At 74.1% G+C, this 24628-nt stretch carries 20 protein-coding genes; 17 read left to right on the top strand and 3 right to left on the bottom strand.

Annotated elements, in window-relative coordinates:
* Nucleotides 1–115: 115 nt before the first annotated feature.
* From ACIQWA_RS06265 to ACIQWA_RS06195, 15 genes are all read left to right on the top strand, one after another.
* Complete coding sequence (locus ACIQWA_RS06265) at nt 116–634, top strand: hypothetical protein (RefSeq protein ID WP_360237770.1); 519 nt, start codon at nt 116–118, stop codon at nt 632–634.
* A 60-nt stretch (nt 635–694) separates the two neighbouring features.
* Nucleotides 695–1927, top strand: a complete 1233-nt coding sequence (locus ACIQWA_RS06260; RefSeq protein ID WP_402478794.1) for a 3-deoxy-7-phosphoheptulonate synthase — start codon at nt 695–697, stop codon at nt 1925–1927.
* 131 nt (nt 1928–2058) lie between these two features.
* Nucleotides 2059–2589: a hypothetical protein gene (locus tag ACIQWA_RS06255; protein WP_402478793.1), complete on the top strand. Its 531-nt coding sequence runs from the start codon at nt 2059–2061 to the stop codon at nt 2587–2589.
* Nucleotides 2576–4279 carry a GH3 auxin-responsive promoter family protein gene (locus ACIQWA_RS06250; protein ID WP_402478790.1) on the top strand — a complete coding sequence of 568 codons (1704 nt, stop codon included), beginning with the start codon at nt 2576–2578 and terminating at the stop codon, nt 4277–4279. The genes ACIQWA_RS06255 and ACIQWA_RS06250 overlap by 14 nt, the downstream gene beginning before the upstream one ends.
* Before the next feature lie 51 nt (nt 4280–4330).
* A complete protein-coding gene (locus tag ACIQWA_RS06245; RefSeq protein ID WP_402478788.1) occupies nt 4331–5188 on the top strand; it encodes a class I SAM-dependent methyltransferase in 858 nt (285 codons plus the stop codon).
* A gap of 1 nt (nt 5189) precedes the next feature.
* Nucleotides 5190–6662, top strand: a complete 1473-nt coding sequence (locus ACIQWA_RS06240) for an FAD-dependent oxidoreductase (RefSeq protein ID WP_402478786.1) — start codon at nt 5190–5192, stop codon at nt 6660–6662.
* The gene (locus ACIQWA_RS06235; RefSeq protein ID WP_402478784.1) at nt 6659–7816 is read left to right on the top strand and encodes a hypothetical protein; all 1158 of its coding nucleotides are present in this window, start codon (nt 6659–6661) and stop codon (nt 7814–7816) included. The genes ACIQWA_RS06240 and ACIQWA_RS06235 overlap by 4 nt, the downstream gene beginning before the upstream one ends.
* Nucleotides 7817–7833: 17 nt before the next feature.
* The gene (locus ACIQWA_RS06230) at nt 7834–8568 is read left to right on the top strand and encodes a DUF6182 family protein (protein ID WP_402478781.1); all 735 of its coding nucleotides are present in this window, start codon (nt 7834–7836) and stop codon (nt 8566–8568) included.
* Nucleotides 8561–9253 (top strand): LysR substrate-binding domain-containing protein, encoded by a 693-nt coding sequence (locus ACIQWA_RS06225; RefSeq protein ID WP_402478778.1) that lies wholly within the window; start codon nt 8561–8563, stop codon nt 9251–9253. The genes ACIQWA_RS06230 and ACIQWA_RS06225 overlap by 8 nt, the downstream gene beginning before the upstream one ends.
* Nucleotides 9250–10095 carry an alpha/beta fold hydrolase gene (locus ACIQWA_RS06220; RefSeq protein WP_402478777.1) on the top strand — a complete coding sequence of 282 codons (846 nt, stop codon included), beginning with the start codon at nt 9250–9252 and terminating at the stop codon, nt 10093–10095. The genes ACIQWA_RS06225 and ACIQWA_RS06220 overlap by 4 nt, the downstream gene beginning before the upstream one ends.
* Complete coding sequence (locus ACIQWA_RS06215; protein ID WP_402478775.1) at nt 10089–10943, top strand: class I SAM-dependent methyltransferase; 855 nt, start codon at nt 10089–10091, stop codon at nt 10941–10943. Before ACIQWA_RS06220 ends, ACIQWA_RS06215 begins: the two co-directional genes overlap by 7 nt.
* 45 nt (nt 10944–10988) lie before the next feature.
* Nucleotides 10989–12341, top strand: a complete 1353-nt coding sequence (locus ACIQWA_RS06210; protein WP_402478772.1) for a cytochrome P450 — start codon at nt 10989–10991, stop codon at nt 12339–12341.
* 35 nt (nt 12342–12376) lie between these two features.
* Nucleotides 12377–14203: an AMP-dependent synthetase/ligase gene (locus tag ACIQWA_RS06205; RefSeq protein ID WP_402478770.1), complete on the top strand. Its 1827-nt coding sequence runs from the start codon at nt 12377–12379 to the stop codon at nt 14201–14203.
* Nucleotides 14204–14334: 131 nt separating this feature from the next.
* A complete protein-coding gene (locus tag ACIQWA_RS06200) occupies nt 14335–15783 on the top strand; it encodes an MFS transporter (protein WP_402478769.1) in 1449 nt (482 codons plus the stop codon).
* 95 nt (nt 15784–15878) lie between these two features.
* Nucleotides 15879–16601, top strand: coding sequence for a response regulator transcription factor (locus ACIQWA_RS06195; protein WP_402478766.1), 723 nt, complete (start codon nt 15879–15881; stop codon nt 16599–16601).
* Here ACIQWA_RS06195 and ACIQWA_RS06190 read toward each other — a convergent pair.
* The 3 genes from ACIQWA_RS06190 to ACIQWA_RS06180 all read right to left on the bottom strand — a co-directional run bounded on the left by ACIQWA_RS06190 (nt 16555) and on the right by ACIQWA_RS06180 (nt 21011).
* On the bottom strand, nt 16555–18111 hold the full coding sequence (locus ACIQWA_RS06190) for a long-chain fatty acid--CoA ligase (protein WP_402478764.1): 1557 nt from the start codon (nt 18109–18111) through the stop codon (nt 16555–16557). The two genes, ACIQWA_RS06195 and ACIQWA_RS06190, sit on opposite strands and share 47 nt — an antisense overlap.
* Nucleotides 18108–19355 carry a 5-aminolevulinate synthase gene (gene hemA, locus ACIQWA_RS06185; protein ID WP_360237737.1) on the bottom strand — a complete coding sequence of 416 codons (1248 nt, stop codon included), beginning with the start codon at nt 19353–19355 and terminating at the stop codon, nt 18108–18110. Before hemA ends, ACIQWA_RS06190 begins: the two co-directional genes overlap by 4 nt.
* Nucleotides 19356–19427: 72 nt before the next feature.
* Nucleotides 19428–21011, bottom strand: coding sequence for a class I adenylate-forming enzyme family protein (locus tag ACIQWA_RS06180; protein ID WP_402478759.1), 1584 nt, complete (start codon nt 21009–21011; stop codon nt 19428–19430).
* 566 nt (nt 21012–21577) lie between these two features.
* Between ACIQWA_RS06180 and ACIQWA_RS06175 the strand changes: the two genes are divergently transcribed.
* Nucleotides 21578–22918: a lysine 2,3-aminomutase gene (locus tag ACIQWA_RS06175; protein WP_360237733.1), complete on the top strand. Its 1341-nt coding sequence runs from the start codon at nt 21578–21580 to the stop codon at nt 22916–22918.
* Nucleotides 22911–24626, top strand: coding sequence for a class I adenylate-forming enzyme family protein (locus ACIQWA_RS06170; RefSeq protein ID WP_360237731.1), 1716 nt, complete (start codon nt 22911–22913; stop codon nt 24624–24626). The genes ACIQWA_RS06175 and ACIQWA_RS06170 overlap by 8 nt, the downstream gene beginning before the upstream one ends.
* The last annotated feature ends 2 nt before the right edge of the window (nt 24627–24628 follow it).

Genomic DNA, 24628 nt, shown 5'->3' with positions numbered 1-24628 from the left:
GGCGGCCGCGCCACGCCCCCCGGCGCGGCCACCCCTTCCCTCCTTCCCTCGCAACGGCGCGACCGCAGGACGCTCCCCCCTCCGGCACACCAACCAAGGACAGCCCAGGAGACCGATGATGAGCCCCCTCCAGCCGACCGCCGAACTGAGCGCCAGCACCCGGATGCTGCTGGCCTGCGACGGCTCCACCACCCTGCTGCTGCAAGCCCTCACCGGCCACGACCTGTCGATCCGGGTCGACGCCCAGGGCGACACCCCGGCCGGCCGCCTCCCGGACGGCATCCGGTCCGCGCTCGGACTCGCCGACACCGCCGTCGTCCTGGAGCGCCGCTCCTGCCTGGTGACCCCCGAGCAGGAGGTGGTCAGCATCAACCGGGTGGTCTTCGACGGGGCCGCCCGCCGCCGGATGGGCGTGCCCGACGCGCTCACCCCGATCGGCCTCCAGCTCCGCGACCAGCAGGTGCACCAGCACCGCGAGCAGCTGTCCACCGGGCTCATGCGCTGGCGGGACAGCCTCACCGAGCAGTGGGTGGACTCCGCCTTCAAGGAGTACGTCATCCACTACGCCGCCGGCGGACGGGCCTATGTGCACGAGCAGTTCAACCCGCACATGGTCCAGCTCACGAGCGACTAGGGCGCGCTTGACCACCACCGTCACCGCCTGATCGCCCTTCACCCCAGCGAAGGAACTGTCATGCCCCAGGCTCTCGCGACCGCCGAACAGGCGGCCCGCACTCCGCACTCGCACGCCGGAGACCAGACCGGCTGGCGCTTCTACCGGGCGGCCCAGCAGCCCTCCTGGGCCGATCCGGCCCGGCGCGACGAGGTCTGCGCCGACCTCTCCGGCCGTCCCGTCCTCACCCGGCTGCCCGACCTGCTCCAGCTGCGCCGCGAACTCGCCGACGTCGCGGCCGGCGACGCCCACGTGCTCCAGGCCGGCGACTGCGCGGAGGACTTCGCGGAGTGCACGGCCGAGCACGCGGTCCGCAAGGAGCGCGCCCTCGTGCGCCTCGCCGACACCGTCGCGGTCTCGACCGGGCTCCCGGTCGTCCGGATCGGCCGGATCGCGGGGCAGTTCGCCAAGCCCCGGTCCGCGCCCACCGAGGACGTGGACGGCCGCCCGCTGCCGGCCTTCCGCGGCCACATCGTCAACTCCGAGGCCCCGGACGCGGCGGCCCGCAGACACGACCCCGAGCGGATGCTGCGCGCCTACCGGGCCGCCAAAACGGTGGCCGACGCCATCGAGGGGCGGCACGACCGCAGCCCGGCGATCGGCCGGCGCACCTGGATCAGCCACGAAGCCCTGGTGATGGACTACGAGACGGCCCTGGTCCGGTTCGACGAGTCCGCGGGCGGCTGGTTCCTGGGCTCCACCCACCTCCCGTGGATCGGCGAGCGCACCCGGCACAGCGAGGGCGCGCACGTGCGCCTGCTGGCCGACGTGATGAACCCGGTGGCCTGCAAGGTGAGCGGCAAGGCGAAGCCGCAGGACCTGCTCGACGTGGTCGAGCGCCTCGACCCCGAGCGCGAGCCCGGCCGGCTGACGCTGATCTCCCGGTTCGGCAAGGACGAGGTCCGCACCCACCTGCCGGCCCTGGCCCAGGCCGTCAAGAACGCCGGCCACCCCGTCGTCTGGCTCTGCGACCCGATGCACGGCAACACCTACAAGGCCTCGAACGGGCTCAAGACCCGGCGCCTGGACGACGTCTCCGACGAGATCCGGGGCTTCGTCTCCGCCCTGCGCGGCGTCGGGATCCGCCCCGGCGGCCTGCACCTGGAGACCGCCGCCGAGGACGTCACCGAGTGCGTGGGCGCGAACGTGCCGGACGAGGGGGCCCTGACGGCGCGCTACACCAGCCTCTGCGACCCCCGGCTCAACCCGGTCCAGGCGTCCCTGGCCGTCGACACCTTCCTGTCGGCCCTGTAGCGAGGAGGACTCCCATCGACCTCGACGGCGGGCACCCGCCCTTCTGCGTACTCCTCGGCCCCGACTACTCGGGCAAGTCCTCGGCACTCGACCGACTCGCCCGGACCGCGCCCCCGTGGCGGTTCCTCTCCGTGGACGACACCCGCCTCGCCCCCGAGCACGAGCTCATCGGCCGGCTGCGCCGCAACGTCGTCAAGGACGTGGCGCCGCACCCGGGCGTGTGGTCCCCGGACTTCCTCGCCACGCTCGTGCAGACCGCCGTCGTCCACCTGCGCGACCAACTGCTGCGCGCCGACGCCGGCACCCCCGTCCTCGTCGACTCCTACTACTACAAGCTGCTGGCGAAGTGCCGCCTCGCCGGGGCGGGGGAGAGCCCCCTGCTCGACTGGTGGCGCACCTTCCCCCGGCCGAGCCGGGTGGTCTACCTCGACGTGCCGCCCGAGACGACCTGGCAGCGCAGCCGGGAGGGGGCCGACCTCAACGTCCTGGAGCACTACGGCCCGCAGCCGGACCGGGCCGGCTTCCGGCGGTACCAGAGCGACCTCGCCAAGGTCATGCGGGACGAGATCCAGGACCTGCCGGTCACCGTCATCGAGGAGCTGGACCACCCGGAGCTCACCGCGGCCGCGATCCGGGAGGTGGTCAGCCATGAGTTCTGCTGAGGCCTGGTCCGACCCCGTCCGGCTGCGGCGCTACCGCGAGCGGGTCTTCGCCGAACGGCAGGCCCTGCGGGCCGCGTTCAGCGACCCGGCCGGCCGGCAGCAGCAGGTGATGACCGACCTGCTGGAGTTCAACGCAGGCACGGAGTACGGGAAACGGCACGGCTTCGCCCGCATCCGCACCCTGGACGACTACCGCAGCGCCGTACCGGTGCAGAGCTACGCCGACCTCGAACCGTGGATCGAACGGGCCGCGGCCGGAGAGCGGAACGTCCTGACCGCCGACCACCCCGCCGTGTTCTTCACCAGCAGCGGCAGCACCGGCGCCCACAAGAAGATCCCGGTCACCCCCCGCTTCATGCGCACCACCTTCTTCCCCTTCTACTACGCCGCGTGGGCGCCGCTCATCGAGCACTTCCCGGAGGTCCTGGAGTCCCCCGGGGCGGTGCTGAACCTCAAGCACGACCCCATCGCGGCCCCGCCCACCACGGCCTCCGGGCGCCCCCATGTCGGCGCCAGCCAGGTCGACTTCGGCGCCGCCTTCGGGGAGCCGCTGTCCGCGGAGCCCGGCAGCGGCGCCCCCTGGGCGACCCTCCCGGTGCCCGTCGCGGCGGACCGCCACGCGGAGAAGATGTACCTGCGGCTGCGCCTGGCGGTGGAGAGCGACGTCCGCTGCGTCATCGGGATCAACCCGGCGATGGTCGCCGCCCTGCCGTACCAGCTGAACCTGTGGTGGCCCCGGATCGTCCGGGAGGTCCGCGACGGCACCCTCGGCGGACTGCCGCACCGCGCCCCCGACCCCGCCCGCGCCGCCGAGCTGGAGCGCCTCGCCGACCGGCACGGCACCGTGCGCCCCTGCCACGTCTGGCCCCGGATGCGTGCGCTGTTCTGCTGGACCACCGGGGTGGCCTCGCTGTACCTCCCACGGCTGCGCGAGGAGTACGGCCCCGGCGTGGTGGCCCTGCCCGCCCCCGTGGCCGCCTCCGAGGGCCCGGTGGGCGTCGCCCTGGACCGGCACGGCCGGGCCGGCAGCCTGGTGGCGAACGCCGCGGTGTACGAGTTCGCCGACGCCGACCGGGACCTCGGCCCCGACACCGCCACCCTGCGGCCGCACGAACTGGAGCCGGACCGCGACTACCACGTGGTGTTCAGCCACGTCGGCGGGCTCTACCGCTACGCGGTGGGCGATGTCGTCCGCGTCGTCGACCACCAGGACGGCGTGCCGCGGCTGGAGTACGCCGGCCGGGCGAACCGCTCCGACCACGCCGGCGAGCGGCTGCGCGACGCCCAGGTGATCAGGGCGCTGCACGGCGCGCTGGACGCCACCGGCCTCGAACTGCGCAACGTCGCCTGCCGGGTCGCCGGGGCGCCGCGGCGCTCCCCGGGCTACGAGTTCGCCGTCGCCCCGCGCACCCCGTGGAGCCGGGAGGAGTCCGAGCGCTTCACCGCCCTCCTCGACCGGGCCCTCGAACGCCAGTCGGCCGACTACCGCACGGCGCGCAGCCGGGGCCGGCTCTGCGCACCGGCCCTGCTGCCCCTCGACCCCGACGCCTTCCTGCGCGACTGGCAGGCCCGGGTCGAGAGCGGCATCCGGCCCACCCAGGTCAAGGACCGGCTGTTCAGACAGGACCCCCAGGAGTGGGCCCGGCTGACCGGGCAGGGCCCCGAAGGGCACGGCACAGCAGCCCCCTGAGCCGGCGACGAGCCGCCGCGGGCCTGCGCACCCACCGACCGGAGGACCGACATGACCGTTTCACTGGACGCCGTCGAGCGCACCGCGCTCCTCACCGCCGCCCTGCGCGCCGCCGAGAGCGAGCGCCCGGACCGGCTGTACCAGGACCCGCACGCCGCCGCCCTCGCCGGGGACATCGGCCCCGAACTGCTCGCCGAGGTGGTCCGCGCGACCTTCCCGCCGGGCCGCGAGCGCACCATCCCGAGCACCCCCGACTACAACGCGATCCGCACCCGGTTCTTCGACGACTACCTCCGGGCGGCGGCCGAGGACCCGGACACCACCCAGATCGTGCTGGCCCCGGCCGGGATGGACTCCCGCGCCTACCGCCTGGACTGGCCCGACCGGGTGCGCTGGTTCGAGGTGGACCGGCCGGCCGTGCTCGCGTACAAGGCCGAGCGGCTCGGGGCGACCGAGCCGCGCACCGACCACCGGAAGGTCGCCGTCGACCTCACCGAGCCGGACTGGGAGGCCCGCCTGGAGGCCGCCGGGTACGACCCCGCCGTCCCCTCCACCTGGCTGCTCGAAGGCCTCCTCTACTACGTCCCCGCGCCGGACGCCCACCGCGTCCTGGAGCGGGTGGCCGCGATCTCGGCCCCCGGCAGCCGGATCGCCGCCGACATCGTCAACGCGGCCGCCCTGACCCTGCCCCACATGCGTGGCCTGCTGGACGTGTTCAGCGGCTGGGGCTGCCCCTGGCTGTTCGGCACGGACGAGCCGGAGGAGCTCTTCGACCGGCACGGGTTCGACGTCCGGGCGACCCAGCCCGGCGAGGACGGCGCCGACTACGGGCGTTGGCCCGATCCGGTGCCCCCGCGCAGCGAGCGCGACGTGCGCCGGGTCTTCTTCGTCCACGGGCGGCGGCGCTGACATGCCGACCGCAGTGATCGCCGGCGGAAGCGTCGCCGGGCTGGCGAGCGCGCTCGCCCTGTCCGGCATCGGGTACCGCGTGCTGGTCCTGGAGCGCGCCCCGAGTCCGCCGCAGTGGTCCGGCGCGGATCCCGGCTCGGGGTGGCGGCGCCCGACCGCGCCCCAGGGCCTCCAGTCGCACACCCTCACCTCGCTCGGCGTCCGCGTGCTGCGCGAGCGCGCACCGCGGCTGCTGGCCGCCGCCAGGGCCGCGGGCGCGCCCGTCCTCGACCTCACCCGGGCGCTGCCCGCCGACGCCGCCGACAGCGCCCCGGAACCCGGCGACGCCGAGCTGGTCGCGCTCGGCTGCCGCCGCTCCACCCTGGAGCTGCTGCTGCACCGGACCGTCGGCGACACGCCCGGGGTCACCCTCCGGCACGACACCACCGTCGTCGCCCTCGAACTCCACCGCGGGCACCGGGGCGTGGCGGCCGTCGTCACCGGCACGGGCGAGCGGGTGCCCGCCGACATCGTGGTGGACGCGACCGGGCGCCGGGCGCTGTCCCGCCGCTGGCTGCATGACGCCGGGATCCCGGTGACCGCCGACCGCACCAGCGCGTCCGGGCTGGTCGGCCACACCCGCTTCTACCGGCTGCGGGGCCGCACCCTGCCGGGGCCGCTCAACCGCGGCCACGGCGTCGGGGACGTCTACGACCACTACGCGGGCGTGCTGCACCCCGGCGACGACGGCACCTTCTCCATCGCCCTGGGCTCCCTGCCGGGCGACCGCGTCCTCCAGGCCGCCCTGCGCACCCGCACCGGGTTCACCGCGGCCGCCCGCGCCACCCCGGGCCTCGCCCCCTGGCTGGCGGACGGCGTCAGCTCCCCGATCTCCCCGGTGCGGGTGATCTCCAGCCCGCCCAACACCCTCCGCGGGGCGGCCGGCCCGCAGCAGTTCCCCGTCCCGGGCCTCTTCCAGGTCGGCGACGCCGCCTGCATCACCAACCCGCTCTTCGGCCGCGGCATGTCGCTCGCCCTCGACCACGCCTTCCGGCTCGCCGACCTGCTGGCCGAGCGGCCCGACATCGACGCCGCGCAGCGGCTGGCCGTCGCCCGGATGACCCACGAACTGTTCCTGCCCTGGTACGAGCAGGCCGCGGGCGCCGACCGGCTCCGCAGCGCCCGCTGGCAGGCCGCCGTCGACGGCCGCCCCGCCGTGCCGGTGCCGCCCGGCGAGCTGCCCACGGGGGAGCTGCCCACCGGGGAGCTGCCCACCGGCGCGGAGATCGCCGCTGCGGCCCGTACCGACGGCACGGTCTGGCGGGGGCTCACGCGGATGCTCATGACCCTGTGCACGCCCGCGGAGCTGTTCGCCGACGACAAGTTCCTCGCCCGGGTCCGGCAGGCGGCCCCCGCCGGTCCCGCACCGACCCCGCCGCCCGGCCGGGACGAGCTCCTCCGCCTGGTCACCGCGACAGAAGGGACTCGCGCATGACGACGACCCTCTCCGTGGCGGGCCCCCGCCCGCGGCCGGGCGCCGTGGACCGGCCCCGGGTGCTCCTCGCGCCCGTCACCATCACCCCGTCCAAGCCGCTCACGCCGAGCCACCTCAAGGGGCTGCTGTGGACGGACGTGATGTACCGGGCCACCCGCCCGCTCGCGGACGTCGCCTACCGCTACAGCCACACCACCTACCACGCCACCGAACAGACCCTGGGCTTCTGGGAGTTCCTCGACCGCAGCCGGGGCGCCACCGACTACGGCGACCTCACCGAGGAGCGGATCGGCGAGCTGTACGTCGCCTTCCGCGCGGCCGAGCGGGCCCCCGCGCAGGCCCTGCTCCCGTACGCCGAAGCGGTCGAACGCGGCTGGGTGCACCCGGTGAGCACCCGCGTCCTGGAGCTGTGGTCCGGGCACTACGCGGCCCTCGGCCTGCACGATCCGGGCCTGCTGCGGCACCAGCCGCCCGGCCTGGGCCTGGCGGCCGTCCTCGACCGGCTCACCGCGCTCGGCATGTGCCTGGACCAGCGCGAGGTCGGCGGCCCCGTCTACCTGGACCTCACCCGCTTCGGGCTGCCGCTGCGCCGGCTGGTCACCGCGGACGGGCGGCCGAACTACCTGGCCTGCGCCCTGCGGGAACTCATCCCGCTCGCCCCCGACTTCGACGAGCTGGTGCTCCTCTACGACCACGAACTCGACGCCGACTACCAGCAGTTGGAGCGGGTGCTGAGCGCGCTCGGCCCACGCGTGCGGCGGGTGTCGGTCGGCCGGGTGCCGATCGAGGGCCGGATCCGCTCCGCCCGGCAGGGCGGCTGGCGGGGGCTGCACGCCGGGACGCTGATCGACGCCGCCCGCGCCGAGCACCACGAGGACGCCGTACGCCTGGGCATGCGGCTGTACTTCATCGCCGTGCTCGGCCCCGGATGGCAGCAGTCGTTCCGCTCCGACCTGCTGCTGCAGTACGTCCGGCGGGCCGCGCGCCTGCTGGACGAGGCCGGCCCGGCGACGGACCGGCCGACGCTGGGCGACCGGCTGGCGCGGCACCGCAAGGACCACGTGTACGTCGACCCGTACCGGCTGACCTCCCACCTCCTCGGCAGGCACCGCGCCGCGCCCGCCGAGGACCTGCTGAGGGGGGTGTTCCTGTGAGCGCGACGGCCGCCCCCATGACGCAGGACTGCCTGCGCGCCCGGGAGGCGATGCGGATCCGCGCCGCCCGACCCGACCTCGCCGCCCGGCACGACCTGAGCTCGTACGACGGTCTGACCGCCGCCCGCAGCGACATCACCGCGGAGGGCGACACCGGCAGTTCGGTCGCGGTGGTGCTCAGGAGCTTCGACCTGGCCCGGTGGGTGCGCGACACCTGTGTCTTCGCCCTCGGCGTCGAACCCCGGCAGGCGGCGGACTGGCGCACCTCCTTCACCCGTACCGTCTTCCTCGCCGGCAACCCGGAGCAGCTGGGCGAGCGGTTCCGCTTCGCGCACACCGCCGCCGACGGCTCCGCGGCGTGGACCGCGCCCGGGCCCGCGGCTCGGACCGCCTCGCTGCGCCGGCTGCTCAAGGCCTTCGACGCGCCCGCCAGGCTGCCGGACCGGCCGGACACCCTGGTCGAGATACCCGCCGGGCTCCGTCCGCCGGGCCGCCCGCGGGCCCGCCGCGACCTGTACGTCGCCACCGCGGAGTGCACCATCTCGGAGGCCCTGGTGCACGTCAACCACGTGCTGGCGGAAGCCGTCCTGGACGGGCACATCGCGCCCGGCGACCACCTGGTGGTGCACCAGGTGCCCCGGATCGTCGGGGCCCCCGCGCGCCTGGTCACCGTGCGCGTGACCACCGAGAAGCACCTTCCCGGACGGCTCAAGGCGGCCGCCGGACTGACCGAGGAGGCACGCGTTGCCTGAGCAGACCCTGACGCCCGAGCAGACCCTGACGCCCGAGCAGGCCCGGACGCCCGAGCAGGCCACGACCGCCGCCCGCTCCAGGACCGTCCGGTTCGGCTACCACGGCTCCACCGAGGTGGTGGACCGCATCGTCCGGCTGGCCGGCCGCGAGCGGGCCGACGTGCAGCTGGTCGAGTACGACATCGCCGACCCGTTCCGTGGCGTCCGGGCGGGCGAACTCGACGTGATGATCGTGAAGTTCGGCATCAACGAGCCCGACCTGGTCACCAGCCGGGTGCTCACCGAGGACGCCCGCGCGGTGGTCGTCGGCTCCGGGCACCCGCTGGCCGGGCGGGCGTCGGTCTCCATCGAGGAGCTCGCCGACTACGACGCCTTCGCCCCGCCCGGCGTCTTCCCCGCGTACGTGTGGGACGACGTAGTGCCACCGCGCACCCCCGCCGGGCGCCCGATCCGCCGGGTGCGCCGGGTGCGCACCGTCCCGGAGATGATGCGCACGGTCGCCGCCGGCGACGCCGTGCACATCTCGCTGGTCTCGCTCGCCGACCTCGCGCCGCCCGGCATCGAGGTGGTGCCGATCCACGACCTGCCGCCCGCCCCGGTCACCCTGGCGTGGGTCCGCGGCGCCGAGGAGCACGACCACGTACGGGAGTTCATCACCACGGCCGAGGCGGAGGCCTCCCGGTGACCGTGACCGCCACCGGTACGTCCGGCTCCCACGCGCCCGGCACCCGCGCGCCCGGCGCCCGTACGCCCGTCGTCCTGCTGCACGCCCTCTCCCTGCACGCCTCGATGTGGGCGGCCCAGGAGAGCGCCCTGCGCGCCCTGGGGCGAACCGTCCTGGCCGTCGACCAGCGCGGTTTCGGATCGGCCCCGCTCGGCGACGCCCCGCCCTCGCTCGACGTGGTCGCCGAGGACCTGGCCCGCACGCTCGACGGGCACGGCCTGGACCGGGTCGTCCTGGTCGGATCGTCCATGGGCGGCTACGCGGCCATGGCGTTCCTGCGCCGCCACCCCGACCGGGTCGCCGGGCTCGCCCTGCTCTCCGCCCGCGCCACCGCCGACGACCCCGAGGACGCCGCCCAGCGGCTGCGCTTCGCGGAACTGGTCCAGGACCCGGCCCACCGGCCCGTGCTGGTGGAACGGGTCACCCCGCTGCTGCTCGCCGACTCCACCTGCGCCGAGCGCCCCGAGCTGCTCGCCCGGGTCCTCGCCGACGCCCACGCCGCCGACCCCGCCGCCCTGGCCTGGGCCCAGCGGGCGATCGCGGCCCGACCCGACTCCACCGACGTGCTGCGCGCGGCCCGGATCCCCGCCCTGGTGATCGCCGGCGCGCAGGACGCCCTGGTCGCCCCCGAGGAGTCCCGGTACGTGGCGGACGCGTTGCCGCAGGGGCGCCTGATCACCCTCACCCGCACGGGCCACCTCCAGCCCCTGGAAGCCCCCGAGGCGGTCACCGACGCCCTCCGCGGCCTGCTGGCCGAGGTCGATGCCACGGCGGACGCCCGGAGCGGGGCCCGGGCATGCTGACCGAGGACCACGAGGCCTGGGGCCACACCTCCTCGACCGGCCTCGGCTTCACCCACCACACCATCGTCGACGCGCACTTCCGCGCCTGCGAGGAGAGCTATCTGGAGCTGCTCGGCCGGGCCGGCCTGCGCCCCGGACAGCACGTCCTGGACGCGGGCTGCGGCCCCGGCGGCTTCCTGCCGCACCTGGCCGCGCTGGTCGGCGCCGAGGGCCGGATCACGGCCGTCGACCTGGCCGAGGAGAACGCCGCGCTCGCCGCCGACCGCGCGGCCGCCTGGCGGCTGCCCTGCCCCACCGAGGTCCGCACGGCGGACCTGCTGGACCTGCCCCACCCGGACGACAGCTTCGACGCCGTCTGGTGCGCCAACACCGTGCAGTACCTGGACGACGACGAACTCGCCCGCGCACTGGCGGAGTTGATCCGGGTGGTCCGCCCCGGCGGCACCGTCGCGGTCAAGGACCTGGACGCCCACCTGATCACCGCCCGGCCCGCCGACCCCTACCTGTTCACCGACTTCTTCCGCGCCGCGGGCGCGCGGCCCGGCTACGCCCGGCAGCTGCTGCGCAGCCGCGAGCTCCACCGCCACCTGAGGCGCGCCGGGCTCACCGAGGTGCGCCAGTGGACCGTCCTGATCGAGCACCACGCCCCACTGGCCCCCGCCGCCCAGGAGTTCTACAAGGCCGCCTGCGCCCAACTGGCCGGGCAGGCCCTGGCCCTGGGCCTCGACGGCGGGTGGCGGCGGTTCGCCGACCCGGCCGCTCCCGCCCACCCGCTGGACGACCCCGACGGCTACATCAGCGAGGGCAACGTGCTCGCCGTCGGCACCGTGCCCGGCCCTTCCCACTGACCGCGGCACCCGCCGCCCAGGCAACGACGAGGAGCCCGTAGCGCCATGTCAGCGACCACCACCGCCCCCTGCCCGCCGGCCCCCGGGCGGGTTCCCGTCCTGGGCCACGTGCCCGCACTGCTGCGCCGACCGCTGTCCTTCTTCGAGTCCACCAGGACCGAGGACCCGCTGGTACGGGTCGGGTTCGGGCCCGTCGGCCTGTACCTGGCCAACGACCCGGCCCTGGTGCACCGCATCCAGGTCGACACCGACGCCTTCGAACGCGGCCGCTTCTTCGACGTCCTGGCCGGGCACTTCGGGAACCCGCCGATCGCCTCCGACGGCGCGCACCACCGGCACCAGCGGCGCACCCTCCAGCCGGCGTTCAGCCGCACCAGCGTGCGCGACCACACCCGGGCGATCGTCGAGGAGGCGCAGCGGCGCTTCGGTGCCTGGCGGCCCGGAACACCGGTACGGGCGGAGGAGGAGATCTCCGACTTCGTCGCCGCCGTGGTGCTGCGCTCCCTGTTCGGCGCGGAGCTGGCCCCGGCCGTGGTGCGCGACATCCGGCACACCCTCAGCCTGATCTCCGGCAAGCTGCTCGCCGGGACCGTCTTCCCCTCGGCCCTGACGACCCTGCCCACGCCCGCCAACCGGCGCTTCGAGGCCGCCATGGGCCGCTTCCACGCCGTCATCGACGCGCTGATCCGGGACCGGCGGGCCAACCCCGGCTCCGTACCGGACGTGCTCGACATCCTGCTGAAGGCGACCCACCCGGACACCGGCCGCCCCTTCACCGACCACGAGATCCGCGGCGAGGCCCTGATCCTGGTCTTCGCCGGGCTGGAGACCACCAGCACCACGCTGACCTGGGCGGTCTTCGAGACGGCCGTCCGGCCCGAGGTGCAGCAGCGGCTGTACGACGAGGCCGTCCGCGTCCTGGACGGGCAGCCGCTCGGCTACGACCGGGTCAGGGAGCTCTCGTACACCCGGAAGGTCGTGGACGAGACGCTGCGGCTGCACGCGCCGATGCTGTCCACCCGGCGCGCCCGGCACGACGTCGTCCTCGCCGGGACCCTCGTCCCGGCCGGCGCGGAGGTCGGCTACAGCCCGCGCGCCGTGCACCGGAACCCGGCCGTCTACCCGGACCCGCACCGCTTCGACCCGGAGCGCGCCGCGGCCGACCCCGACCAGGCCCCGCCGCCCGGCGCCTACGTCCCCTGGGGCGTCGGAGCGCACCGCTGCATCGGGGAGCACCTCGCCGCGACCACGATGACCGTCGCCCTGGCCACCCTCGCCACCCGCTGGCAGCTGCGCATCGCTCCGGGCGCCCGGATCCGGATGGCGACGAGCTCCCTGCCGTACCCGCGCAGCCTCCCCCTGGTGGTGCGCCCGCGCGGCCGCGGCGGCGCCGAGTGAAGCCGGAACGACCCTCGCAACCGAAGGAGCCCGCCGTGGCATCGGCCACCCCGCCCCAACCGTCCCTGGACACCGGGGACCTGACGGTCACCCGGCTGCTGCGCCGCAACGCCCGCGCCCACCCCGGCCGCCCCGCGCTCACCAGCGGCCCCGGCCCCGACGCCACCACCTGGACCTGGTCGCGGCTGCGCGCCGAGACCGCCGCGCTCGCCCACGGCCTGGCCGGGCTCGGCCTGTGCCGCGGCGAGCGGGTGCTGATCGGGATGTCCAAGCGGCCCGAGCACTGGGTCGCCGACCTGGCCGCCGTCCACCTCGGCGCGCTGGCCTGCACCCCCTACGACACGCTGAGCACCGAACAGCTGCGCTTCGTGGCCCGGCACAGCGCGGCCACGGTGGTGGTGCTGGAGGACGCGGCGCAACTGCGGCGCTGGCAGCCGGTGCTGACGGAGATGCAGGATCTGCGCGCGGTCGTCCTGGTGGAGCCGGCCGAGGCCCCCGAAGGTGACCCGCGCTACGTCACGTACGCCGAGCTGACCCGCGAACTGCCCGACGAGCGCGCCTTCGACGAGCTGACCGACGCCGCGACGCCCGACACGCCGCTGACCGTGGTCTACACCTCGGGCACCACCGGGGATCCCAAGGGTGTGGTGCTCTCGCACCGCAACGTCATCCACGAGTCGATGATGCAGGACCGTCTCGTCCCGGTGCCCGCGCACCCGCGCACCATCGCCCACCTGCCGCTGGCGCACATCGCCGAGCGGGTGCTGGGCATCTACATGCCGATCTGCAACGCGGGCCACGTCACCATCTGCGACGACCCGGCGCAGCTGGCGTCCGCGCTGCGGGTGGTGCGCCCGCACGCGCTCTTCGGGGTGCCGCGGGTGTGGGAGAAGCTGGCGGTCGCGGCGCGCGCCCGGCTCGCGGAGCTGCCGCCCGAGGAGGCCGCGGCGGTCGACGAGGCGCGGGAGACCGCCGTCGAGGTGTACCGGCTGCGCTCGGCCGGGCAGCCAGTCCCGGACGAACTTGCTTCCCAGTATGAAAAGTTGGACGATGTCGTGCTGCAGCCGATCCGAGCCGCCATCGGGCTCGACGACTGTCACCGCGCCCTGAGCGGCGCGGCGCCCATTCCCACTGCCGTGCTGGAGTTCCTGGCCGGTCTCGGGCTGTCCGTGTACGAGGTGTGGGGGCTCAGCGAAACCACCGGAGCCGCCACCGTCAGCACGCCGGAGGTCTTCGCGCTGGGCGCGGTCGGCCGTCCGGGGCCCGGTATCGAGGTCCGGACCGGCGCCGACGGCGAGCTGTTCCTGCGCGGCCCCGTGGTGTGCGCAGGCTACCTGCGTGCCGACGGCGGCCTCGACCCCGCCACCGACGCCGAGGGCTGGCTGCCCACGGGCGACGTCGGCGCCGTGGACGACCGCGGCCTGGTCACCATCACCGACCGGAAGAAGGAGCTGATCATCACCGCCGGTGGCAAGAACATCGCCCCGACGAGACTGGAATCCCTGCTGCGCGCCCACCCGTTGATCGGCCAGGCCGCCGCCATCGGCGACCGCCGACGGTACGTCACCGCGCTGCTCGTCCTGGACGAGGAGGCGCTGCCCACCTGGGCACGGGCCAACGGGGTCGACCCGGCGGGGCTGACCGACCCGGCCCGCCACCCGGCCGTCCGGGCCGCCCTCGACCAGGCCGTCGCCGAGGCCAACGCCGTCCTCGCCCGGGTCGAGCAGATCAAGAAGTACCGCCTGCTGCCCGGCCCGTGGACGCCGGAGAGCGGCGAACTGACGCCGAAGCTCAGCCTGCGCCGGACGGCGATCGCCGAGCTGCACGCGGACGCCATCGAGTCGATGTACGGCGCGGACTGACCCGAGTCCGCCCGTCCCGACCCTCCGCACACCCCGACCGGCCGAGCACCCGAGCACCTGACCACCCGTCCGCCCTCGACCCTTCCTTCCCCGCGTCCCCTTACCCCGACTCTCGACAAGGAGCCACCCCTGTGTCCGACGGGATCCGTCCCCACAACAGGGTCGCCCTGCTCGCCGTGACCTGCATCGGGCAGTTCATGGTCCTCCTCAACAACACCATCACCAGCGCGGCGCTGCCGGACATGCAGAAGCGCCTGGACACGACCCTGACCGGGCTGCAGTGGATCGTGAACGCCTACGTGCTCGCGGTGGCGATGCTGCTGCTGGCCGGCGGCGTCTTCGCGGACCGCTTCGGCGGCAAGCGCATCTTCCTGGGCGGCATGGCGGTGTTCACGCTCGCCTCGCTGGCGTGCAGCCTGTCCGCCTCGGTCGGCTGGCTGCTGGCCGCCCGCATCCTCCAGGGCATCGGCGCCGCCGCGCTCAGCCCCGCCAGCCTCGCGCTGCTCGCCTCCGGCTACCCCGTACCCGGGGACCGGGTGAAGGCGATCGGCCAGTGGGCCACGTTCAGCGGCATCGGCCTCGCGGTCGGGCCCGCGGCCGGCGGCCTGCTGGTCCAGGCCTTCGACTGGCGGGCCATCTTCCTGATCAACATCCCGATCGGTGTGGTGACGCTCCTCGTCGGTGCGCGCATCCTGCCGGACCAGCGCAACCCCGAGGCGCCGCCGCTCGACGTGCCCGGCCAGGTGCTGGCGCTCCTGGTCGTCGGCACGCTGGCCTTCGGACTCACCGAAGCCGGTGACAAGGGCTGGACGGCGCCGCTGATCCTGTCCTGCTTCGCCGCGACGGTCGTCCTGCTGGTGCTGTTCCTGGTCGTCGAGGCCCGGTCGGCCCGGCCGATGCTGCCGCTGCGCCTGTTCCGGCACCGGCTGTTCACCGTCTCCAACGCGGCGATGGTCGTGGTCGGCTTCGGCCTGATGGGCTCGGGCTTCTTCTTCACCCAGTTCTTCGCCACCGTCCAGGGCCATTCGGTGCTGCGCTCGGCGATGGAGACGCTGCCCTGCACGCTCGCGATGGTGGCGTGCAGCCCGTACGCCGCCCGGATCGCCGCGCGGTTCGGCTTCCGCAGCGTCGTCACCGTGGGCCTGGTGCTGGCCGGGGCCGGGCTGGTGACGATGGCCGCCGTGCACACCGACACGCCGTACCTGAACGTGTGGTGGCGCCTGGCCGTCACCGGGGTCGGCTTCGGCCTCACCATGTCCCCGCTGACCGGGGCGGCCATCTCCTCGGTCAGCGCCCAGGAGGGCGGCCTCGCCTCGGGGATCAGCAGCACCACCCGCCAGATCGGCGCGGTCTTCGGGGTCGCGGTGCTCGGCGCCATCGTGCGCACGCGCCAGGAGCACGGCGCCTCCTACAGCAGCGGCCTGAACACCGCGTTCCTCACCGCCGGGGTCGTCACCCTGGTGAGCGCCGTGTTCACCGGCCTGTGGCTGGTGCGGCAGCAGGCCCCCGCGGCCGTCGCCCCGCAGAACGCCCCGACGGCCGTTCCCCGGCCCGAGGGTGAGCCGGTCCTGACCGACTGACCGCCGCCGACCGGAGCAGCAGGGTGGCCGCCCCGGCCGGGGCGGCCACCCTCGCACGACCCGAGGACCCCACCCTCGTACAGGAGAAGGAGATCATGTCCCTTCCGACGTCCCAGTCCTCCCAGTCCTCCCAGTCCTCCCAGCCCTTCCAGCCCTCGCGGTTCTCCCAGATTTCCCGGTCCTCGCCGGGCCTCACCGTGGCCCTGGCGGTCCGCAAGGACATCCACCGCTACGGGCTCGAAGGGATGCTGCACTCCCTGGAGTCGATCGCGAGCATCTTCAGCTACCCGACCGTCGCCGACGCCGCGGCGGCGGCCCCGAAGCTCTCGCCGGACCTGCTGCTCACCTCCGCCGCCGAACTGGCGGAGGCCCCGGACGCGGCGCCGGCCCGGCGGCTGCGCGACCACGACGTGCGCCTGGTGGTCCTGGTCGGCCCGGAGGAGCGGATGACCCCGGCCTGGGCCCCGCACGTGCACGGCTTCGTGGACCGGTCGGCCCTGCACCTCAGCCTGCTGCGGGAGGCGGTCTCCGACGTGTCCGCCGGGCGCTTCCACGTGTCGGCGAGCCTGGCGCGGCGCCTGCTGGTGCCCGCCGACCCCGGCCCCGCCGTCGCGCTGACGGCGCGGGAGACCCAGGTGCTGGAACTGGTCGCGGGCGGCCTCAGCAACAAGCAGGCCGCCCGCTCCCTGGGCATCTCCGAGAACGGCGTCAAGCGGCTGATGGGGAACATCCTCGCCAAGCTCAACAGCCCGAACCGCACCCTCGCCGTGGTCAGGGCGATGGAACTCGGCCTGCTGGCGAAGCCGGCAGCAGCGTGACCAGCTCGCGCTTGAGGACCTTGCCGCTGGGGCCGAGCGGCAGCCGCTCGACGAACTCCACCCGGCGCGGCCGCTTGTAGCCGGTCAACTCCCGGCGGGCCAACTCGTCCAGGCCATCGACGAGTTCGGCGTCCGTGCCGAAGCCGTCCCGGCGCACCACGACGGCGCAGACCTGCTCGCCGCGGGCCGGATCCGGGACGCCCACCACCGCGATCTGCTCGACGCCCGGGTGGCGCAGCAGCACTTCCTCGACCTCGCGCGGGTAGACGTTGTAGCCGCCCTGGATGATCACGTCCTTCTTCCGGTCCACCAGCGTGAGGTAGCCGTCCGGCGCCAGGCGCCCGAGGTCCCCGGACCGGAACCAGCCGTCCACCAGCACCTCGGCGGTGGCCTTCGGCAGGCCGAGGTACCCGGCCATCACGTTGTGGCCCCGGACGACGACCTCGCCCACCTCGCCCACCGGCAGCAGCTCCACCCGGCCCTCCAGGTCGGCGCGGGCGACGGCCACCTCCACACCGGTGACCGGCAGCCCGACGGTGCCGGGCCGCGGCGGCGTCCCCGGGTGGTTGTACGAGACGCAGGGCGAGGTCTCGGTCAGGCCGTACCCCTCGTACACCTCGCAGCCGAGGACCTCCCGGACCTGCGTCAGGACCGCGACCGCCAGGGCGGATCCGCCGCTGTAGGCGCGCCGCAGCCGGTGCGCGGGCGCGCCCGCGGCCACCGCCTCCAGCAGCGCGTGGTACATGGTCGGCACGCCCATGAAGACGGTGCAGCCGTGGCGCGCCATCTCCTGGAGGGCCTGCTCGGCGGCGAACCGGGGCGCCAGGACGAGGGTGGCGCCGGCCAGGAAGCAGGTGCCCATGACGCAGACCTGCCCGAAGGTGTGCGACAGCGGCAGGCACCCGTAGAGCACGTCGTCGTCCTGGACCGCGAAGGGGGAGACGGCGGTCACCTCGATGTTGGTGACGACGTTGCGGTGGGTGAGCATCGCGCCCTTGGGGCGGCCGGTGGTGCCCGAGGTGTACAGGATCGCCGCGAGGTCCTCCGGGGCGACCGCCACGAACTCGGTGACCGGCTGCCCGGGGTGGGGGGCGTCGAGGTCGATCCCGCCGGAGCGCTCGTCCGCCACGGTGAACAGCTCGATCCCGGCGGCCGCGGCCGCCGGCCCGCCCTGTCCGACGACGGTGCCCTCGCAGACCAGGGCGCGCGCGTCGCAGTCCTTGAGCACGAACTCCACCTCGGCGGTGCGGGACTGCGCGTTCATCGGCACCACGACCGCGCCCAGGGCGAGGACCCCGAAGTACGCGGCCGGGAAGCGGGGGGAGTTGGGCAGCATCAGGACCACCCGGTCACCCGGGCCGACGCCGTGGTGGCGCAGCACCGCGGCGTAGTGGCGGGCCCGGTCCCACAGCTGCCGGTAGGTGACGACGGTGTCGTCCTGGACCAGGGCCGGACGGTCCGGCCGCCGTGCCGCCGTATCGGCGAGCACGGCGGCCAGGGAGCGGGTCACACAAGCTCCTTCGCGGTGGTGTGCCCGGCCGCGCGGTCGGACGCGGTGGCGATCCCCAGCTCCTGCCAGATGCCCGCCAGGGCCTGGGCGAACTTCTCCACGTCGGCCTCCGTGTGGGTCGCCGACGGGGCGATCCGCAGCAGTTCCTCGCCGGCGCGGACGCTGGGGGCGTTGATGGCCTGGACGTACAGCTTGTGCCGGTCCAGGAGGAGCGCCGAGGCCTCCTTGCACAGGGCGTCGTCGCCGACCAGCGCCGAGACGATGTGCGAGTCGGTCGACAGGAACGGCACGTCGGCCTCCTGGAGCAGCCGGTGCAGCAGCTGGGCGTTGCGGGCCAGGCTCTCCCGCTCGGCGTCGGAGCCGCGCAGGTGGCGCACGGCGGCCAGGGCGCCGGCCGCGGTCGCGGGCGGCAGCGAGGTGGTGAAGACGAACGCCCGCGACATGGTGCGCACCGCGTCGACCAGGTCCTGCGGCCCGGCGATGTAACCGCCGGCGGTGCCGAGGCCCTTGGCGAGGGTGCCCATGATGACGTCGAACCGGTGGGCGATGCCCTCGCGGGCGGCGATGCCCGCGCCCTCGGGGCCGTACATGCCGATGGCGTGCACCTCGTCGAGGAAGGTGGTCGCGCCGTACTGCTCGGCCAGGTCGGCGATCTCGGCGAGCGGCGCCACGTCACCGGACATGGAGTACACCGACTCCAGCACGATCAGCTTGGGCGCCTCCGGGTCGGTCGCCGCCAGGAGTTCGGCCAGGTGCGCGACGTCGTTGTGGCGGAAGATGCGCTTCTGGGCGCCGCTGCGCCGCAGGCCGTCGATCATCGACGCGTGGTTCAGCTCGTCGGAGAAGACCACGGTGCCCTTGGGGTTGCCCGCGATCACCGCGAGCGCGCCGTCGTTGGCGGTGTAGCCGGAGGCGAAGAGCAGCGCGGCGTCCTTGCGGTGCCAGTCCGCGAGTTCGCGCTCCAGCTCCACGTGGCGGTGGTTGGTGCCGCCGATGTTGCGGGAGCCGCCGGAGCCGGCGCCGAACCGGGCCACGGCGTCGTGGACGGCGGCCAGGACTGAGGGGTGCTGTCCCATCCCGAGGTAGTCGTTGCTGCACCAGACGGTGATCTCGTTGTCCTCGTCGGCGGTGCGGGCGATCGCGCTGGGGAAGCTGCCGGCGCGGCGGCCGATCTCCAGGAAGGTGCGGGTACGGCGCTGCTCCTCGGTGAGCTGCTCGGTGAAGTAGTCGAGGTGCCGGGGCATGGGAGTTCCTCTCGTTCGACACGAAATGCGAAATGGCTTGACCGGTACGGGAGTTCGGGTTGACGCGGGGCCTCAGGCGGTGGCGGCGGCGCTGTGCTCGCGCAGCCGTGCCTTGTCGGGCTTGCCGGTCGGGTTCATGGGGAGTTCGTCGAGCACCAGGACCCGCTCGGGGGCCAGGGCCGGGGAGAGGTTGGCGCTGATGTGCTTGCGCACCGCCTCGGGTTCGACGAGCGTGCCGGGGCGGCAGGTCAGGGCGGCGTGGAGGTGCTCGGTGCCGTCGGCGTCGCGCACCCCGTAGACGGCCGCGAGGGCGACGCCGGGGACGGTCAGCAGCTCGCGCTCGACCACGGCCGGGTAGATCTTGACCCCGTCGACCTTGACCACGTCGGAGACCCGGTCGAGCAGGTGGAGGTAGCCGCGGTCGTCGCGGTAGCCGATGTCGCCGGTGCGGTACCAGCCGTCGCGCAGCACGCCGGCGTCCAGGGCCGGGTCGAGGTAGCCGTCCATGAGCTGCGGGGAGCGCATCCGGATCTCACCGACCTGGCCGTCGGCCAGCGGCACCCCGGTGTCCGGGTCGCGCACCTCCAGCTCGACCTCGGGGAAGACCCGGCCGACCGTGGCGGCCAGGCCGGCGTCGGCGTGCCCGGCCGGGTCGAGGTAGCTGATCCGGCCGCTCTCCGTGGTGCCGTAGAGCTGCAGCAGGATCGGGCCGAACACCTCGTGGGCGACGGCGAGGCGGCTGGGCGCCGCCGACGTCCCGCTGTAGCTCAGGCTCCGCAGGCCGGCCAGCCCGGCCGACCGGGCGTCGCGGTGCCCCAGGTCCTCGAGGTGGTCGAGCAGCCGGTACAGCTGGGTGGTGGCCATGAAGGTGCGGGTGACGCGGTGCTCGATCACGGCGCGCACCACCTGCGGCGCGTCGAACTCCGGCAGCAGCACGACGCTGCCGCCCACCGCCAGGGCGCCGTCGACCAGGAGGCCGGCGCTGTGGCTCAGCGGGGTGCTGTACAGGGCGGTGATCTCGGCGGCCTCCGCGGGGGTGTCGACCGCGATCCGCACGGTGCCCTCCCAGGACCGCAGCGACTTGCGGATGCCCTTGGGGCGGCCGGTGCTGCCGCTGGTGAACATGATGACCGCCAGGTCGTCGGGCTCCCCGCGCCCCGGGGCGACCGCCCCGGGGTCGTCGGTGGGCGCCGTCCCGGCGGACCCGTCCTGCCCGGGGCCCACCAGCACGGCCCCGGACCGCTCGGCCAGTTCGGCGGCCCGCGCCGCGCTGGTCCGGTCGGCGTACAGCACGGTCGCACCGGTGTCCCGCACGATGCCGAGCTGGTCGGTGAGCGGCAGCATCGCCGTGCTGGTGCCCGGGTTGGTGGAGCGCAGGTAGCAGACCGCGGCGCCGGCCAGGTGCGCGGCGTGCCGCACGCTGAGCATGTCCGGGCTGTTGGGCGCGGTGAGCACGGCGACCACGGTGCCGCGCCCGACGCCGTTGGCCCGCAGGGTGCGGTAGGTGCCGGTGACGGCCCGCAGGTAGTCCTCCGCGGTCAGCTCCGTACCCGGGTAGCGCAGCACCACCTTGCCGGGGTGCTCCGCCAGTGCCGCCAGTACCTCGGGCACGTAGCCGCCCGCGTCCGACCACCAGGCCCCGCCCGCAGTCACCATGCCGCCCTCTCCTCACCGCCCCGCCGCATCCGGCGGTCAGCCGTTGACCTGACAGCTGGAGTCTTCTGGTCGCCGCCGGCGCGGAACAGGCGTGTTCGGGCACGTCGATGGTGCGCCCGGGCCGGCTGCACCACGGGGGTACCCGAACGGGTAGGCCACCCGGGGCCGCTGGTGCGCTGCCCGTCGGGGGCTCCCCGGGAGCGGGGGAGCGGGGCGAATGTGAACAGTCTGTGCCGTCGATCACGGAGGGGGGAACGGCGCAGAACGGCTGACCTGCAACGATCTGGTGGGCGGATGGATCGATTCGGGAATCGTGCTTGATCGCCGCTCCCGAACGGCGCAGGATCGATCCCGGCAAGGCACCGAGCCGTGCCGTGACACGGGGGACTGAGCGGGCCGTATCTCCTCGGCTCCGGACGACTTTTCTCACTTTCCTGACGGGCTATCCGACGGGCGGCTTCGGGCCGCTCGTTCCCATGTCACGACCGCGCCGGTTTTTCCCACTACACCGATGTTGCGGGGGAAGTGTGTTGCAACAGCCTTACTCATATCGGTACAGAGCCCTCGTGGAGCCCGACTGGCGGCGGATCCCCGGCTGGCGCGAGGTGACCGAGCAGGAGTGGCACGATCCGCAGTGGCAGCGGGTGCACTGCGTGAAGAACGTCCGCCAGCTCAGGTCGGTCTACGGTGACCTGCTGTCCGAGGAGTTCTACCTCGACGTGGAGCGCGACCAGGCGGAGCGGGCGACCATGTCGCTGCTGCTGCCGCCGTACGTGCTCAGCATGATGGTGCCGCACGCCGAGCCGGACGCCGAGAGCATGTACGCCGACCCGGTGCGCCGGCACATGCTCCCGGTGTTCTCCGACCGGGACCCCGAGTGGCCCTCGCACCCGTACGCCTCGCGGGACTCGCTGCACGAGGCCGAGATGTGGGTGGTCGAGGGCCTGACCCACCGTTACCCGACCAAGGTGCTGGCCGAGTTGGTCTCCACCTGCCCCCAGTACTGCGGGCACTGCACCCGGATGGACCTGGTCGGCAACTCGACGCCGCAGATCCTCAAGTTGAAGTTCACGGTCAAGCAGGCCGACCGCCACGACGCCATGCTGGACTACTTACGCCGGACGCCGACCGTCCGCGACGTGGTGGTCTCCGGCGGCGACGTGGCCAACGTGCCGTGGCCCCGGCTGGAGTCCTTCGTCTCGGCGCTGCTGGAGCTGGACCACATCCGGGACATCCGGCTCGCCTCCAAGGCGCTGATGGACCTGCCGCAGCACTGGCTCAGCGACGACGCCCAGCGCACCATGGGCCGGCTGGCCGCCACCGCGCGCGAGCGCGGCGTCAGCCTGGCCGTGCACACCCACACCAACTCCGCGCAGCAGGTGACCCCGCTGAACGCGCGGGCCGCCCGGAGCATGCTCGACCTCGGCGTGCGCGACGTGCGCAACCAGGGCGTCATGCTGCGCGGGGTCAACGACACCCCCGAGTCGCTGCTCGACCTGTGCTTCGCGCTGCTCGACGGCGCCGGGGTGATGCCGTACTACTTCTACCTCTGCGACATGATCCCGAACGCCGAGCACTGGCGCCTCGCCCTGTGGGAGACCCAGGCGTTGCAGCAGGCGGTCATGGGGTACCTGCCGGGCTTCGCCACGCCCCGGCTGGTCTGCGACGTGCCGTTCGTCGGCAAGCGCTGGGTGCACCAGACCGAGCACTACGACCGTGAGCGCGGCATCTCGTACTGGTCCAAGAACTACGTCACCTCACTGGAACAGGACGACCCGTACGCGCTCGCCAAGTCGTACGAGTACTACGACCCGATCCAGACCCTCGGCGAGGCGGGGCGCGAGTGGTGGCGCTCCCACGTCGCAGTGTCGGAAACCGTCCCGAGCACCAGGAGCTCCCATGAGTGACCTCAGCCCCATCGCGCCGCTCTCGGTGCGGCAGAAGTTCCTGGTCGAGCCCGACCTGGGGGCCGGCAACTTCCTGCAGTACGCCCTCAAGTACAACCCCAACACCGACGTGCCGCTGGTCTACAGCCACCGGACGGACGAGCGCGGGCAGGTGGCGCTGCGCGGGTACAGCCTGCGCGAACTGGAGGCCATCCGCGACCAGTACGCCCGCTGGTACTGGGCGAACGGCGTGCGGCCCGGCGACCCGGTCGCGCTCTACATCGCCGAGGGCCTGCAGCCGATCCTGCACTTCCTGGCGCTCACCGCGCTCGGTGCCGTCCCGGCGCTGGTCAACGACGCGATGCCGATCCCGACGGCCAAGCGCTACCTGGACCACGTCGGCGTGGTCGGCCTGGTCGCGGACGACCCGCGGCTGATCTCGGCGGCCTACAAGCCCGGCCAGCCGCGGCCCCGGTTCATCGTGCCGTCCGCGGAGATCCGCGCGCACGACCCCGAGTCGGGCACGCTCCCGGACGTCTACCCGTACCGGCACGCCGCCGAGGACGTGGTGGGGCTGATCCACTCCTCCGGCACCACCGGCACCCCCAAGTCCACCATGGTGGCCCACCGTCAGTTCTGGGTCGGCAAGGAGACGCGCATGGTGCGCTTCCCGGCCGAGCCGTACGACCGGCTGCTGTCGCTGATGCCGCACACCCACGCCGGCGGTCTCAGCTACCTGCTCACCACGATCCTGCTGGGCCTGCCCACCCTGACCATGGGCGACTGGCGGCGCACCGCGGTGGAGCCGGTGATGAAGGCCTTCCAGCCCACCATGGTCGCCTCCTTCGCCCGCACCTTCGTCGAACTCGCCACCGGCGAGGCGCCGGTGGAGGCCGCCGCCAAGGTGCACACCTGGTTCAACACCGGCGACTCGGCGCACTACGGCCACATCCGCCGGCTGGTGCGGCTCGGCGAGCGCCCCTCCGGCCTGATCCAGCCCTGGCTGCTCCCCGAGGGCGACGCCGGCCAGGCGGTGCTGCCCGGCTCCCGGTTCGTCGACGGGCTGGGCTCCTCCGAGATGGGCATGGCGCTGTTCGGCCAGGTCACCACCCCGGAGACGCCCCGCGACGACCGCTGCGTCGGCCTGCCGGTCGAGGTGGTCGAGCACGCCGCCGTCCTGGACGACGACGGCAACGAGGTGCCGGACGGCACGGTCGGCTACCTCGCGGTCAAGACCCCGTCCCGCACCCCGGGTTACTGGAACGACCCGGAGCTGACCCGCAGCTTCGAGCTGGCCGGCTACTGGCTGACCGGCGACATCGCCCGCCGCACCGAGGACGGCCGGTTCTACCACCTGGACCGCACGGTCGACGTGATCAACACCGCCACGGGCCCGGTCTACAGCCTCCCGCTGGAGGAGGTGCTGATCGCCGACTGCGAGGACCTGGTGATGGACTGTTCGGTCATCGGCGTGCCCGGTGCGCGCGGTGACGGCCAGCAGCCGATCGCCGTGGTCCGGCTCCAGGAGGGCGCGGCCGGCACCGAGCCGGCCACCATCCTCGACGCGGCGAACAAGGCCCTGGCGGCGGCCGGACTGGCCGAGCTGGCCGCGGTCTTCGTGGCCGAGCAGGAGGGCGACTTCCCGACCGGCCCCACCGGCAAGGTGCTCAAGCGCGAGCTGCGCACCCGGCACGCCACGGCGCTGACGGCCGAGGCCGCCCAGCAGTAGTC

The sequence above is a fragment of the Kitasatospora sp. NPDC098652 genome, from assembly GCF_044760155.1.
Taxonomy (GTDB): Bacteria; Actinomycetota; Actinomycetes; order Streptomycetales; family Streptomycetaceae; genus Kitasatospora.
This window is presented reverse-complemented; position numbering and strand designations above follow the sequence as displayed.

Bases quoted from the DNA above. Each gene is read 5' to 3' on its own strand.
- ACIQWA_RS06245 (WP_402478788.1), top strand. From the start codon at position 4,331: ATGACCGTTTCACTGGACGCCGTCGAGCGCACCGCGCTCCTCACCGCC.
- ACIQWA_RS06265 (WP_360237770.1), top strand. From the start codon at position 116: ATGATGAGCCCCCTCCAGCCGACCGCCGAACTGAGCGCCAGCACCCGG.
- ACIQWA_RS06235 (WP_402478784.1), top strand. From the start codon at position 6,659: ATGACGACGACCCTCTCCGTGGCGGGCCCCCGCCCGCGGCCGGGCGCC.
- ACIQWA_RS06260 (WP_402478794.1), top strand. From the start codon at position 695: ATGCCCCAGGCTCTCGCGACCGCCGAACAGGCGGCCCGCACTCCGCAC.
- hemA (WP_360237737.1), bottom strand. From the start codon at position 19,355: ATGCCCCGGCACCTCGACTACTTCACCGAGCAGCTCACCGAGGAGCAG.
- ACIQWA_RS06180 (WP_402478759.1), bottom strand. From the start codon at position 21,011: ATGGTGACTGCGGGCGGGGCCTGGTGGTCGGACGCGGGCGGCTACGTG.
- ACIQWA_RS06240 (WP_402478786.1), top strand. From the start codon at position 5,190: ATGCCGACCGCAGTGATCGCCGGCGGAAGCGTCGCCGGGCTGGCGAGC.
- ACIQWA_RS06250 (WP_402478790.1), top strand. From the start codon at position 2,576: ATGAGTTCTGCTGAGGCCTGGTCCGACCCCGTCCGGCTGCGGCGCTAC.
- ACIQWA_RS06230 (WP_402478781.1), top strand. From the start codon at position 7,834: ATGACGCAGGACTGCCTGCGCGCCCGGGAGGCGATGCGGATCCGCGCC.
- ACIQWA_RS06215 (WP_402478775.1), top strand. From the start codon at position 10,089: ATGCTGACCGAGGACCACGAGGCCTGGGGCCACACCTCCTCGACCGGC.
- ACIQWA_RS06170 (WP_360237731.1), top strand. From the start codon at position 22,911: ATGAGTGACCTCAGCCCCATCGCGCCGCTCTCGGTGCGGCAGAAGTTC.
- ACIQWA_RS06210 (WP_402478772.1), top strand. From the start codon at position 10,989: ATGTCAGCGACCACCACCGCCCCCTGCCCGCCGGCCCCCGGGCGGGTT.
- ACIQWA_RS06195 (WP_402478766.1), top strand. From the start codon at position 15,879: ATGTCCCTTCCGACGTCCCAGTCCTCCCAGTCCTCCCAGTCCTCCCAG.